We start from the raw sequence: 12,271 nt of genomic DNA on the forward strand, positions 1-12,271 counted from the left end.
GACTGTCGAGACGACGATATCGCCACGCAGAGACCAGGAGAAGAGACCATGGCTAACCGCTTGAGCAACGATTTCCAGTTCATCGACGTGGGTCGGCAGGACCCGCAGAAGAAGGATGCGCGCACCCGGGCCAGGGAGTTCGCCGAGATCTACGAACCCTACAAGCCCCAGGAGGCGGCCAGCCAGGCGCATCGCTGCCTGCACTGCGGCAATCCCTACTGCGAGTGGAAGTGTCCGGTGCACAACTACATCCCCAACTGGCTGCAGCTGGTCAGCGAGGGCAACATCCTCGAGGCCGTGGAGCTGTGCCACAAGACCAACTCCTTGCCCGAGGTGTGCGGGCGGGTCTGCCCCCAGGATCGGCTCTGCGAGGGCGACTGCACCCTCAACGACGGCTTCGGCGCGGTGACCATCGGCTCGGTGGAGAAGTACATCACCGATACGGCCTTCGCCATGGGCTGGCGCCCGGACCTCTCCCGCGTCACCCCGACCGGCCGCAAGGTGGCGGTGATCGGTGCCGGCCCCGCGGGACTGGGCTGCGCCGATATCCTGGTCCGCAACGGCGTCAAGCCGGTAGTGTTCGACAAGTATCCGGAAATCGGCGGGCTGCTGACCTTCGGCATTCCCGAGTTCAAGCTCGACAAGACGGTGATGGAGCGCCGTCGGGCGGTCTTCGAGGAGATGGGCATGGAGTTCTGCCTCGGCGTCGAGGTGGGCAAGGACGTCGAGTTCGACCGCCTGCTCGAGGAGTACGATGCCGTCTTCCTGGGCATGGGTACCTACACGTACATGGAGGGCGGTTTCCCCGGCGAGGACCTGCCCGGCGTGCACAAGGCCCTCGACTACCTGATCGCCAACGTCAACCACTGCCTGGGCTTCGAGAAGGATCCCCGGGAGTTCACCTCGCTGAAGGGCCAGCGCGTGGTGGTGCTGGGCGGCGGCGATACCGCCATGGACTGCAACCGCACGGCCATCCGCCAGGGTGCTACCAGCGTGACCTGTGCCTATCGCCGTGACGAGGAGAACATGCCCGGCTCCAAGCGCGAGGTGGCCAACGCCCGCGAGGAGGGGGTGGAGTTCCTCTTCAACCGCCAGCCGGTGGCGGTGGTCGGCGAGGGCAAGGTCGAGGGTGTCAAGGTGGTGCGCACCCGGCTGGGCGAGCCCGACGAGAACGGCCGGCAGCGCCCGGAAGTGGTACCCGGCTCCGAGGAGATCATCCCCGCCGACGCGGTGGTGGTGGCCTTCGGCTTCCAGCCGAGCCCGGCGCCCTGGTTCGAGACGGTGGGCATCGAGCTCGACGAGCGCGGCCGGGTCAAGGCGCCCGAGGAAGGGGGCGCCCATGCCTTCCAGACCACCAACGAGAAGATCTTCGCCGGCGGCGACATGGTGCGCGGCTCCGACCTGGTGGTCACCGCCATCTACGAGGGACGCCAGGCCGGTGAGGGCATCCTCGATTACCTCGGCGTGTAACGGCGAGCCGTTCCTCACGCCCACTCAGCGCCCCGGCCAACGTCGGGGCGTCTGCATTGCGGCGGGACGCTTCATCTAGACTCTTCCCATAGCCATTGCTCAGGAGGCGTTCATGGAGACGACGCTGGCCACCCTGGGGCTTGCAGCGGCGGAAAGCGGGCCGCTCGCGCCTGAACGGATGACGTTCGCCGATGATGGGAGCATCCCCAATACACTGTTGGCGACGCTGCTGTTTCGCTCGCGGGGGCTCGATTCGCGGCTCGACCGGGAGGCCGTGGCCCACGGCTTCGAGCGGGTCTTTGCCACCAGTGGCTGGCGGCCGAGCTGGCGCGGCGGCGTCTATCCCTATCACCACTATCATTCCATCGCCCACGAGGCCTTCGGCGTGCTGTCGGGGTGGGGCCGGTTGCGACTGGGCGGTGAGCAGGGAGAGGACGTCGACATCCGTGCCGGCGATGCGCTGGTGCTGCCGGCGGGCACCGGGCATTGCCACCTCCAGGCGAGCGATGATTTCCTGCTGCTCGCCGCCTATCCCGAGGATCAGCGCGAGCTCGACCTGATCCGTGCCGACCCCGCCGAGCATGATGCGGCGGTGTCACGCATCACCAAGGTGTCACGCCCCGAGCGCGACCCGCTGGGTGGCGAGATGAGGCACTGGTGGCCATGATGGCACCCCTCCGGTAGGGCTATCGCCGTCAGCGGCATGAGGCGAGGGCGTTCCGGCGCCGCCCATCGCGTGGGCGCTGATTGATGATTGTCTCCAGCGGATTCACCATGCTGCTCGGCGCTGAAATTGAGCCTTTGGTCGCATTCTGCTAGTCTGTCGTCCCATCCTGGCGCGGCTTCCTGCCGTGCCTACCGATCACGTTTCGACAGGTTCTTCATGACACGATATATCTTCGTGACCGGCGGCGTTGTGTCCTCACTCGGCAAGGGCATCGCGTCGGCCTCGCTGGCGGCGATTCTCGAGGCGCGCGGCCTCAAGGTCACCATGCTCAAGCTCGATCCCTACATCAACGTGGATCCGGGCACCATGAGCCCCTTCCAGCACGGCGAGGTGTTCGTCACCGAGGATGGCGCCGAGACCGACCTGGACCTCGGTCACTACGAGCGCTTCATCCGCACGAAGATGACCCAGGCCAACAACTTCACCACCGGGCGCGTCTACGAGAACGTGCTGCGCAAGGAGCGCCGCGGCGACTACCTGGGCGGCACCGTGCAGGTGATCCCGCATATCACCGACGAGATCAAGCGCCGCGTCTATGCCGGCGGTGAGGGCTTCGACGTGGCGCTGGTGGAGATCGGCGGCACCGTGGGCGACATCGAGTCGCTGCCCTTCCTGGAGTCGATCCGCCAGATCAGAAGCGAGCTGGGCGCGAGCCGCGCGATCTTCATGCACCTGACGTTAGTGCCCTATATCAAGACGGCGGGAGAGACCAAGACCAAGCCGACCCAGCACAGCGTCAAGGAGCTGCGCTCCATCGGTATCCAGCCGGACATCCTGATCTGCCGCAGCGAGGTGGAGCTCGAGGAGAGCGAGCGGCGCAAGATCGCCCTGTTCACCAACGTGGAAGAGCGTGCCGTCATTCCGCTGCAGGACGCCGACACCATCTATCGTATTCCGCTGATGCTCCACGAGCAGGGTCTCGACGATATCGTCTGCGACAAGCTGCGACTCGAAGCGCACGAGGCCGACCTCGGCGAGTGGGTGCACGTGCTCGATGCCAAGCTCAATCCGCTGAAGTCGATCAACATCGCCATGGTCGGCAAGTACATGGAACTGCTCGACGCCTACAAGTCGCTCAACGAAGCGCTGATCCATGCCGGTATCCAGACCCGGGTGAAGGTCAACGTCGACTATATCGACTCCGAGGACATCGAGCGCCATGGCACCGAGCGCCTGGCCGGCAAGGATGCCATCCTGGTGCCCGGCGGCTTCGGCGAGCGCGGCGTGGAAGGCAAGATCGCCACCGCCCGCTTTGCCCGCGAGAGCGGCATTCCCTATCTCGGCATCTGCCTCGGCATGCAGGTGGCGGTGATCGAGTTCGCCCGCCATGTAGCCGGCTGGGAGGATGCCAATTCCACCGAGTTTACCCACGACACCATGCATCCGGTGGTCGGTCTGATCACCGAATGGCTCAGCCCCGAGGGCAAGGTCGAGCTGCGCGATGAAGCCTCGGACCTAGGCGGCACCATGCGCCTGGGCGGCCAGGTCTGCCAGCTCAAGGCCGGCAGCCGGGCGCGCAAGGCCTATGGCAGCGACGAGATCGTCGAGCGCCATCGCCATCGCTTCGAGGTGAACAACCAGTTCATCGACGACCTGGAGGAGGCCGGCCTGGTGGTCTCCGGCAAGAGCGTCGACAACTCCCTGGTGGAGATGGTCGAGCTGCCGGATCACCCCTGGTACGTTGCCTGCCAGTTCCACCCGGAGTTCACCTCCACGCCGCGTGACGGCCATCCGCTGTTCACCGGCTTCGTCAATGCGGCGCTGGAGCACAAGGCGGCACGCATCCGTGCCCAGTCCTCCCACCAGGAGTGAGGCCCATGTCTGAGATGAGCGAGTCCGACCCCGAACGCCATATTGAATTCGCCGGCCTGCAGGCCGGCAATTCGTTGCCGCTGATGCTGCTGGGCGGCATGAACGTGCTGGAGTCCCGCGAACTGGCCCTGGAGGTCGCCGAGACCTATGTGGCGGTGACGAGCCGCCTCGGCATGCCCTTCGTCTTCAAGGCGAGCTTCGACAAGGCCAACCGCAGCTCCATCCACTCCTTCCGCGGCCCCGGCCTGGAGAAGGGGCTTGCGATCCTGGCCGAGGTGAAGGCGCGCTTCGGAGTGCCGATCATCACCGACGTCCACGAACCCTGGCAGGCCGAGCCCGCGGCCGAGGTCGCCGACATCATCCAGCTGCCGGCCTTCCTGGCGCGCCAGACCGACCTGGTGGTGGCCATGGCCGCGACCGGGGCGGTGATCAATATCAAGAAGCCGCAGTTCCTGGCGCCCCATGAGGTGCGCCACATCATTCGCAAGTGCGAGGAGGCCGGCAACGACAGGCTGCTGCTGTGCGAGCGCGGCGCCAGCTTCGGCTATAACAACCTGGTCGTCGACATGCTTGGCTTCGGTGACATGAAGCAGACCGGATATCCCGTCTTCTTCGATGTCACCCACTCCCTGCAGCGCCCGGGCGGCCGGGCCGATAGCGCCGGCGGGCGGCGGCAGCAGGTGGCCGAGCTGGCCCGAGCCGGGGTGGCGGTCGGCCTGGCCGGCCTCTTCCTGGAGGCCCACCCCGACCCCGACAACGCCAAGTGCGACGGCCCCTGTGCCCTGCCGCTGGATCACCTCGAGCCCTTCCTGGCCCAGCTGAAGGCCGTCGATGAGCTGGTGAAGGGATTTGCCCCGCTCGAGATTTCCTGATTTCCCCCACGCTGACACGACAAGGACCCACAAGATGACCAAGATCGTCGAACTCCGTGCCCTCGAGGTGCTCGATTCACGCGGCAACCCCACCGTGCAGGCCGAAGTACGCCTGGAAAGCGGCGCCGTGGGCGTGGCCTGTGCGCCCAGCGGGGCCTCCACCGGCTCCCGCGAGGCCCTGGAGCTGCGTGACGGCGACAAGAGCCGCTACCTAGGCAAGGGCGTACTGAAGGCCGTCGAGGCCGTCAACACGACCATCCGAGAGCGCCTGGTGGGCATGGATGCCCGTGACCAGCGCGGGCTGGACGACGCCATGCTGGTGCTGGACGGCACCGACAACAAGGCATCGCTTGGCGCCAATGCCATCCTGGCGGTGTCGCTGGCGGCGGCCAAGGCCGCGGCCAACGCCAAGGGCATGCCGCTCTACGCCCATATCGCCGAGCTCTACGGCCAGCCCGGAAAGTACCTGATGCCGGTGCCGATGATGAACATCCTCAACGGCGGCGAGCATGCCGACAACAACGTCGACATCCAGGAGTTCATGATCCAGCCGGTGGGCGCCCCGAGCTTCCGCGAGGGCCTGCGCATGGGCGCCGAGATCTTCCATGCCCTGAAGAAGGTGCTCAGCGCCCGGGGGCTTGCCACCTCGGTGGGCGACGAGGGCGGCTTCGCGCCGAACCTCGACTCCAATGCCGAGGCCCTGGCGGTGATCCAGCAGGCCGTGGCCGACGCCGGCTACCGTCTGGGCGACGACGTGACCCTGGCGCTGGACTGCGCCTCGTCCGAGTTCTACCGGGACGGCAAGTACGACCTCTCCGGTGAAGGCAAGAGCTTCGACGCCGCCGGCTTCGTCGACTACCTGGCCGAGCTCTGCGAGCAGTTCCCGATCGTCTCCATCGAGGATGGCATGGACGAGTCCGACTGGGACGGCTGGAAGGCGCTGACCGATCGGCTGGGTGACAAGGTCCAGCTGGTGGGCGATGACCTCTTCGTCACCAATACCCGCATCCTGAAGCGCGGCATCGACGAGCAGATCGGCAATTCCATCCTGATCAAGTTCAACCAGATCGGCTCGCTCTCCGAGACCCTGGAGGCGATCCGCATGGCCCAGGATGCCGGCTTTACCGCGGTGATCTCCCATCGCTCCGGCGAGACCGAGGACACCACCATCGCGGATCTCGCCGTGGGCACCAGCGCCGGGCAGATCAAGACCGGCTCGCTGAGCCGCTCGGACCGCGTCGCCAAGTACAACCGGCTGCTGGTGATCGAGCAGGAGCTGGACGGCCAGGTGGCGTACCCGGGGCGCACCGCGATCAAGGGGCAATAAGCGAACAGCGTTGCCTTCTGCGTGACCTCCTGTAGGAGATCGCCTACAGGGTAGCGAAGAGATCCGCCATCCCTGCGTCGGAAAGGCCCGACCCTTCACGGGGTCGGGTATTTTCATTTCATTGATTTACAAGGGTTTTTCCCAGACAGCGCTGACAGGGCGGGCCGGGATGTCCCTGGCGGACGCGTTACGGGCGGGGTTGTGCTGCAATGCGGCTATGCCACACTGCACTCGGGATGTGGGAGAGCGGGGATGCTCTTCCGGCAGGATGCAACGGGATGCGTCAAGTGATGCGCTCGGTGCGGCAGGAGGCCGCTCCCGGGCAGGGAAGGCATCACGGGAGTCGGGCGGAGGGAGCCGCCCGAGGATCGGCTGGGAGCGGGCGGCCTGCGGGCCGCCTTTTTGCCGAGTGTTCTCCTTCTTCGCTCAGGGCAGAAACGTCGACGCCGGATGTCATGTGACATCCGGCGTCGTCGTGTCCGGCCGTGGCGGCGGTTCAGCGCTCGAGCAGTTCCAGCTTGCCCGGCTTGCCGTCCCACTCCTCGGCATCCTCCGGCGGATCCTTCTTCTCGCTGATATTCGGCCAGACCTCGGCCAGCTCGGCGTTGATCTCGATGAACGCCTCCTGGCCATCAGGGAGCTCATCCTCCGAGAAGATCGCTTCGGCGGGGCACTCCGGCTCGCACAGGGCGCAGTCGATGCACTCGTCGGGGTGGATCACCAGGAAGTTGGGGCCTTCGTAGAAGCAGTCCACCGGGCAGACCTCGACACAGTCGGTGTACTTGCACTTGATGCAGTTCTCGGTGACGACGAATGTCATGCCAGTCTCCCATTCTCTGGCCGTGGCAGGGCGCGGCCGGTAGTCGATGATTCAATATTCGTTATAAGAAAGAAAATTCTTATAATTTCCAGGATTTGATCGAGCCATTCTAGTCGTCGCGGGGGTGGCCTCGCAAGCCAAGCTCGGCGCCATTGTCGGCCATTCACAGGGCCTCCTTCCAGCGGTAGAGCAGCTCCAGGGCCTGGCGGGGCGACAGTGCGTCGGGGTCCAGGCCGCCCAGTTGCTCGACCAGCGGGTGGGGCGTGCTGGCGAAGAGGTCGGCCTGGCGGGGCGCGGCCGACCGCTCCCCGTCGCCCGCCGTGACGGACGGCAGCCGGCTGCCCTGGTCGATCTCCTGCTGCTCCAGGGTGGCGAGCTTCTGTCTGGCGCGGGCGATCACGCCCTGGGGAACGCCGGCCAGCTGGGCCACCTGCAGGCCGTAGCTCTGGCTGGCCGGGCCGTCCTCCACCCGGTGCATGAAGACGATCCCGTCGCGATGCTCCGCGGCCGTCAGGTGCACGTTGGCCACCCCCTCGGCCTGCTCGGCCAGCGCCGTCATCTCGAAGTAGTGGGTGGCGAACAGCGTGAAGGCACGGGTGCGAGTCAGGTGCTCGGCGCTGGCCCAGGCCAGCGAGAGGCCATCGAAGGTGCTGGTGCCGCGGCCGATCTCGTCCATCAGCACCAGGCTTTCGTCGGTGGCATTGTGCAGGATGCTGGCGGTCTCGGTCATCTCCACCATGAAGGTGGAGCGCCCGCCGGCCAGGTCGTCCGAGGAGCCGATGCGGGTGAAGATGCGGTCCACCGGTCCGATGGCGGCCGCATCCGCCGGCACGAAGCTGCCGGTGTGGGCGAGCAGGGTGATCAGCGCGGCCTGGCGCATGTAGGTGGACTTGCCGCCCATGTTGGGGCCGGTGATGACCAGCATGCGGCGCGCATCGTCCAGCACCAGGTCGTTGGGCACGAAGGGGGCCTCGGTGACCTGTTCGACCACCGGGTGGCGGCCGCCGCGGATGTCGATGCCCGGTGTCTCGGGCAGCGCCGGACGCACGAAGTCCAGGGCCCGGGCGCGCTCGGCGAAGGCGCACAGCACGTCCAGTGCCGCCAGCGCCCGGCCGGTCCCCTGCAGCGCGGCGAGCTCGGCGTTCAGGGTGTCGAGCAGGCCATCGTAGAGCAGCTTCTCGCGGGCCAGGGCGCGGGACTTTGCCGAGAGGGCCTTGTCCTCGAACTCCTTGAGCTCGGGGATGATGAAGCGCTCGGCATTCTTCAGGGTCTGGCGGCGGACATAGTCGACGGGGGCATCCCGGGCCTGGGCGCGGGGGATCTCGATGTAGTAGCCGTGGACCCGGTTGTAGCCCACCTTGAGGCCGGGCAGCCCGGTCCGCTCGCGCTCCCGGGTCTCCAGGCGAATCAGGTAGTCGCCGGCATGCTCGGCGAGCCCGCGGTGCTCGTCGAGTTCGGCGTCGAAGCCCTCGGCGATCACCCCGCCGTCACGGATCACCACCGGCGGGTTCTCCACCAGGGCGCGGGTCAGGGTGTCGGCCAGCGACGGGAAGGGATGGATATGGTGGCGGAGCTCGTCGAGCGTGCTGCCCTCGCCGTAGGCCTCGAGCTCGGCCTGGAGGTCGGGCAGAGCGACCAGGGCGTCGCGCAGGCGGGCCAGGTCGCGGGGGCGCGCGCTGTAGAGGGCCACTCGGGCTAGGATGCGTTCCACGTCGCCGATCGCCTTGAGCGACTCGCGCAGTGCCACGAAACCCTCGTCGTCGAGCAGCAGCGCCACCGCCGCCTGGCGGCCACCGACCTGGGCACGGTCGCGCAGCGGGCGATTGAGCCAGCGCTTGAGCAGCCGCGAGCCCATGGCGGTAGCGGTGGTGTCGAGCACGCTGGCCAGGGTGTTGTCGGCGCTTCCGCCGAGGTTGACGTCGATCTCCAGGTTGCGACGGCTGGCGGCATCGATCACCACGGCATCGTCGCGGTTCTCCACGCCGATGGCGGTGACATGGGGCAGGGCCGTGCGCTGGGTGTCCCGGGCATAGTCGACCAGCACGCCAGCGGCGGTGATGGCGGCCTCCAGATGGGCGCAGCCGAAGCCGCGCAGGTCCTGGACCTGAAACTGGTCGCACAGGGTGCGGGTCGCGCTCTCGCGGTCGAACAGCCAGTCGCTCTGGCGACGCAGGCCGCGACGCCCCTCCAGGGCGGCCGGCAGGGCCAGGCTCTCGGCGACCAGCAGCTCGGCGGGGTCGAGGCGCTGGAGTTCGGCGAGCATCTCGCCCTCGCCCTCGACCTCCAGCACGTTGAAGCGACCGCTGGAGAGCTCCAGCCAGGCCAGCCCCCAGCGCTCGCCGAGCGGGGCCACGGCGACCAGCAGGTTGTCGCGGCGGGCATCCAGCAGCGCCTCGTCGTAGAGGGTGCCGGGGGTGACGATGCGCACCACGCGGCGCTCCACCGGGCCCTTGCTGGTGGCCGGGTCGCCGATCTGCTCGCAGATCGCCACCGACTCGCCGGCAGTGACCAGGCGGGCCAGGTACCCTTCGGCGCTGTGGTAGGGCACCCCGGCCATGGGAATCGGCTTGCCGGCGGACTGGCCGCGCTGGGTCAGGGTGATGTCGAGCAGGGCGGCGGCACGCCGGGCGTCGTCGAAGAACAGCTCGTAGAAGTCGCCCATGCGATAGAAGAGCAGCACGTCGGGGTGCTCGCGCTTGATCTTCAGGTACTGGCTCATCATGGGGGTATGCTGGGCACTGGCCTGTGACATCGGGTTCCTGCTCTGACGGATGACGGATGGCTGGCGTCGAATGCGCCATGCATGTCGCTGGCAAAGCCGTTATTGTACGGAAAAGTCATCGCTCACGCGCGGCCGACGTCGTCTCGGCCGCTGCGAAAGCCCAGGAGTCATGCCATGTCCCTCCGCGCCTCCCGCCTGGCCGACCTCGACCTCGTGGCCCTCGCCGAGCGTCTTGGCGAACTGTGCCGCGAGCGGGGCATCACGGTCACCGCGGCCGAGTCCTGCACCGGGGGCGGGGTGGCCAGCGCCATCACCGCCGTGGCCGGCAGCTCCGACTGGTTCGAGACCGGCTACGTGACCTATGCCAACGGTGCCAAGACCCGCCTGCTGGGCGTGTCGGAAGCGCTGCTGGCCGAGCAGGGGGCGGTCAGTCGCGAGGTGGTCGAGGCCATGGTCGCCGGCGCCTGCCACGACAGCGGCGCCGAGCTGGGCGTGGCGATCAGCGGGGTAGCCGGCCCCGGCGGCGGCAGTGCCGACAAGCCCGTAGGCACCGTCTGGCTGGCCTGGGGCGACACCGAACGGGTCGAGGCGGCGTGCCACCACTTCGCGGGCGACCGGGCAGCGGTGCGCGAACAGGCCGTGCGCGAGGCGCTGATCGGCCTGGTGCGGCGGCTGGCGTCGGACTGACCCCCTGGTCCGGTCGTGCTGCCACGACTGCAATGCTGGTCGCGCCGGGATTTTTTCGCCATACTACTGTGCAGTCATACAGTGGTTACCGGCCATCGTCATCTTCATTCGCTACCTCTCAGGAGTTCCTTCATGGCTCAGGACGAAAACCGCAGCAAGGCGCTGGACGCCGCCCTTTCCCAGATCGACCGCCAGTTCGGCAAGGGCACCGTGATGCGCCTGGGCGACGCCCCGCGCGTGGTGATGCCCTCGGTCTCCACCGGCTCGCTGGGCCTGGACATCGCCCTGGGGATCGGCGGCCTGCCGCTGGGCCGGGTGGTCGAGATCTTCGGACCCGAATCCTCGGGCAAGACCACCCTGACCCTGTCGGTGATCGCCCAGGCCCAGAAGCAGGGCAAGACCTGCGCCTTCATCGATGCCGAGCACGCCCTGGACCCGAGCTATGCCGAGAAGCTCGGCGTCAATCTCGACGACCTGCTGGTCTCCCAGCCGGATACCGGCGAGCAGGCCCTCGAGATCTGCGACATGCTGGTGCGCTCCGGCGGTGTCGACGTGATCATCATCGACTCGGTGGCGGCACTGACCCCGCGGGCCGAGATCGAGGGCGAGATGGGCGACTCCCACGTCGGCCTGCAGGCGCGCCTGATGTCCCAGGCCCTGCGCAAGATCACCGGGAATATCAAGAACGCCAACTGCATGGTGGTCTTCATCAACCAGATCCGCATGAAGATCGGCGTGATGTTCGGCAGCCCCGAGACCACCACCGGCGGCAATGCGCTCAAGTTCTACTCCAGCGTGCGCCTGGACATCCGCCGCACCGGTTCGGTCAAGCAGGGTGACGAGGTCACCGGCAACGAGACCCGGGTCAAGGTGGTCAAGAACAAGGTCGCGCCGCCGTTTCGCCAGGCGGAGTTCCAGATCCTCTACGGCAAGGGGATCTACCATGCCGGGGAGGTGGTCGACCTGGGTGTGCAGTGCAAGCTGGTTGACAAGGCGGGGGCCTGGTACAGCTACCAGGGCAACAAGATCGGCCAGGGCAAGGCCAACGCCGCCCAGTTCCTTGAGGACAACCCGGCGGTGATGGAGGAGATCGAGAGCCAGATCCGCGCCCAGCTGCTCGCCCCGGTGGAGCCCAAGAAGGAGCAGGCCGTTGACGAGGCGCTCACCGCCGAGGCCGGCCGCGACGACGACCAGCCATAAGGCATGCTGGGACAGTCCTCCGGCAGCGAGTCGTCGCCCCGGGACGATGCCATTCGCCTGCTGGCCCGGCGGGAGCACTCGCGCCAGGAGCTGGCCGAGCGCCTGGCGGCCAAGGGCTACGCGCCCGAGCGCATCGCCGAGTGCCTGAACGACCTGGCCGAGCAGGGGCTGCAGTCTGACGCCCGCTTCGCCGAGAGTTTCCTGCGCTCACGCATCCTGCGGGGCCAGGGGCCGCTGAAGATCCGGCTGGAGCTGGAGCGACGCGGCCTCGACCGGGAGGCGGTCCGTCACGCCTTCGCCGAGAGCGAGCAGGCCGGCGAGGGCGACTGGCTCGCCCTGGCCTGCGAGGCGCTCTCGAGGCGCTTCACCGGACCCGGCGAGTCGCCCCGCGAGCGCGCCCGCCGCGAGCGCTTCCTGGCCCAACGCGGCTTCGACTTCGACCAGGTGCGCCACGCCCTGGAGCACGCCTGGGATTCGACACCAGATCAGTAGTCCTCCAGGTCAGCCCCCGCATCAGCCATGAGGGGTGCTGGCGCTGGCGCCCCTTCAGTCCCTTGACAACTGCGCTATAATGGCTTCCTTTGCGAACGCCCCGGGTGGCATCCCGCGGCACCACGATGCGGCTGGAGACCGC

Annotated in this window: 10 protein-coding genes; 8 read left to right on the forward strand and 2 right to left on the reverse strand. The window is 67.5% G+C overall.

Annotated elements, in window-relative coordinates; translation table 11 throughout:
* Positions 1-48 precede the first annotated feature (48 nt).
* From QLQ83_RS03725 to eno, 5 genes are all read left to right on the forward strand, one after another.
* A complete protein-coding gene (locus QLQ83_RS03725) occupies positions 49-1,470 on the forward strand; it encodes an FAD-dependent oxidoreductase (RefSeq protein ID WP_282734217.1) in 1,422 nt (473 codons plus the stop codon).
* A gap of 112 nt (positions 1,471-1,582) precedes the next feature.
* Positions 1,583-2,137, forward strand: coding sequence for a cupin domain-containing protein (locus QLQ83_RS03730; protein WP_282734218.1), 555 nt, complete (start codon positions 1,583-1,585; stop codon positions 2,135-2,137).
* Positions 2,138-2,353: 216 nt separating this feature from the next.
* On the forward strand, positions 2,354-4,009 hold the full coding sequence (locus QLQ83_RS03735) for a CTP synthase (RefSeq protein WP_282734219.1): 1,656 nt from the start codon (positions 2,354-2,356) through the stop codon (positions 4,007-4,009).
* 14 nt (positions 4,010-4,023) lie between these two features.
* Positions 4,024-4,881, forward strand: a complete 858-nt coding sequence (kdsA, locus tag QLQ83_RS03740) for a 3-deoxy-8-phosphooctulonate synthase (protein ID WP_282734268.1) — start codon at positions 4,024-4,026, stop codon at positions 4,879-4,881.
* A 34-nt stretch (positions 4,882-4,915) separates the two neighbouring features.
* A complete protein-coding gene (gene eno / locus QLQ83_RS03745) occupies positions 4,916-6,208 on the forward strand; it encodes a phosphopyruvate hydratase (protein WP_282734220.1) in 1,293 nt (430 codons plus the stop codon).
* Between the two features lie 496 nt (positions 6,209-6,704).
* On the opposite strand, the gene fdxA is transcribed toward eno, so the two are convergent.
* Positions 6,705-7,028, reverse strand: a complete 324-nt coding sequence (gene fdxA / locus QLQ83_RS03750) for a ferredoxin FdxA (protein ID WP_133635702.1) — start codon at positions 7,026-7,028, stop codon at positions 6,705-6,707.
* Between the two features lie 163 nt (positions 7,029-7,191).
* The gene (gene mutS / locus QLQ83_RS03755; protein ID WP_282734221.1) at positions 7,192-9,780 is read right to left on the reverse strand and encodes a DNA mismatch repair protein MutS; all 2,589 of its coding nucleotides are present in this window, start codon (positions 9,778-9,780) and stop codon (positions 7,192-7,194) included.
* Positions 9,781-9,924: 144 nt separating this feature from the next.
* Here mutS and QLQ83_RS03760 point away from each other — a divergent pair, with 144 nt between their 5' ends.
* The 3 genes from QLQ83_RS03760 (at position 9,925) to QLQ83_RS03770 (ending at position 12,129) form a co-directional block, all read left to right on the forward strand.
* Positions 9,925-10,437: a CinA family protein gene (locus tag QLQ83_RS03760; RefSeq protein WP_282734222.1), complete on the forward strand. Its 513-nt coding sequence runs from the start codon at positions 9,925-9,927 to the stop codon at positions 10,435-10,437.
* A 132-nt stretch (positions 10,438-10,569) separates the two neighbouring features.
* Complete coding sequence (recA, locus tag QLQ83_RS03765; RefSeq protein ID WP_282734223.1) at positions 10,570-11,637, forward strand: recombinase RecA; 1,068 nt, start codon at positions 10,570-10,572, stop codon at positions 11,635-11,637.
* 3 nt (positions 11,638-11,640) lie between these two features.
* Positions 11,641-12,129, forward strand: coding sequence for a regulatory protein RecX (locus QLQ83_RS03770; RefSeq protein WP_282734224.1), 489 nt, complete (start codon positions 11,641-11,643; stop codon positions 12,127-12,129).
* Positions 12,130-12,271 lie beyond the last annotated feature (142 nt).

The organism is Halomonas rhizosphaerae (assembly GCF_030010555.1).
In the GTDB taxonomy this organism is placed as follows: Bacteria; Pseudomonadota; Gammaproteobacteria; order Pseudomonadales; family Halomonadaceae; genus Halomonas; species Halomonas rhizosphaerae.

Excerpts from the sequence above, each read along its gene's own strand:
- QLQ83_RS03725 (WP_282734217.1), top strand. The coding sequence starts at position 49 with ATGGCTAACCGCTTGAGCAACGATTTCCAGTTCATCGACGTGGGTCGG.
- QLQ83_RS03730 (WP_282734218.1), top strand. The coding sequence starts at position 1,583 with ATGGAGACGACGCTGGCCACCCTGGGGCTTGCAGCGGCGGAAAGCGGG.
- QLQ83_RS03735 (WP_282734219.1), top strand. The coding sequence starts at position 2,354 with ATGACACGATATATCTTCGTGACCGGCGGCGTTGTGTCCTCACTCGGC.
- kdsA (WP_282734268.1), top strand. The coding sequence starts at position 4,024 with ATGAGCGAGTCCGACCCCGAACGCCATATTGAATTCGCCGGCCTGCAG.
- eno (WP_282734220.1), top strand. The coding sequence starts at position 4,916 with ATGACCAAGATCGTCGAACTCCGTGCCCTCGAGGTGCTCGATTCACGC.
- fdxA (WP_133635702.1), bottom strand. The coding sequence starts at position 7,028 with ATGACATTCGTCGTCACCGAGAACTGCATCAAGTGCAAGTACACCGAC.
- mutS (WP_282734221.1), bottom strand. The coding sequence starts at position 9,780 with ATGTCACAGGCCAGTGCCCAGCATACCCCCATGATGAGCCAGTACCTG.
- QLQ83_RS03760 (WP_282734222.1), top strand. The coding sequence starts at position 9,925 with ATGTCCCTCCGCGCCTCCCGCCTGGCCGACCTCGACCTCGTGGCCCTC.
- recA (WP_282734223.1), top strand. The coding sequence starts at position 10,570 with ATGGCTCAGGACGAAAACCGCAGCAAGGCGCTGGACGCCGCCCTTTCC.
- QLQ83_RS03770 (WP_282734224.1), top strand. The coding sequence starts at position 11,641 with ATGCTGGGACAGTCCTCCGGCAGCGAGTCGTCGCCCCGGGACGATGCC.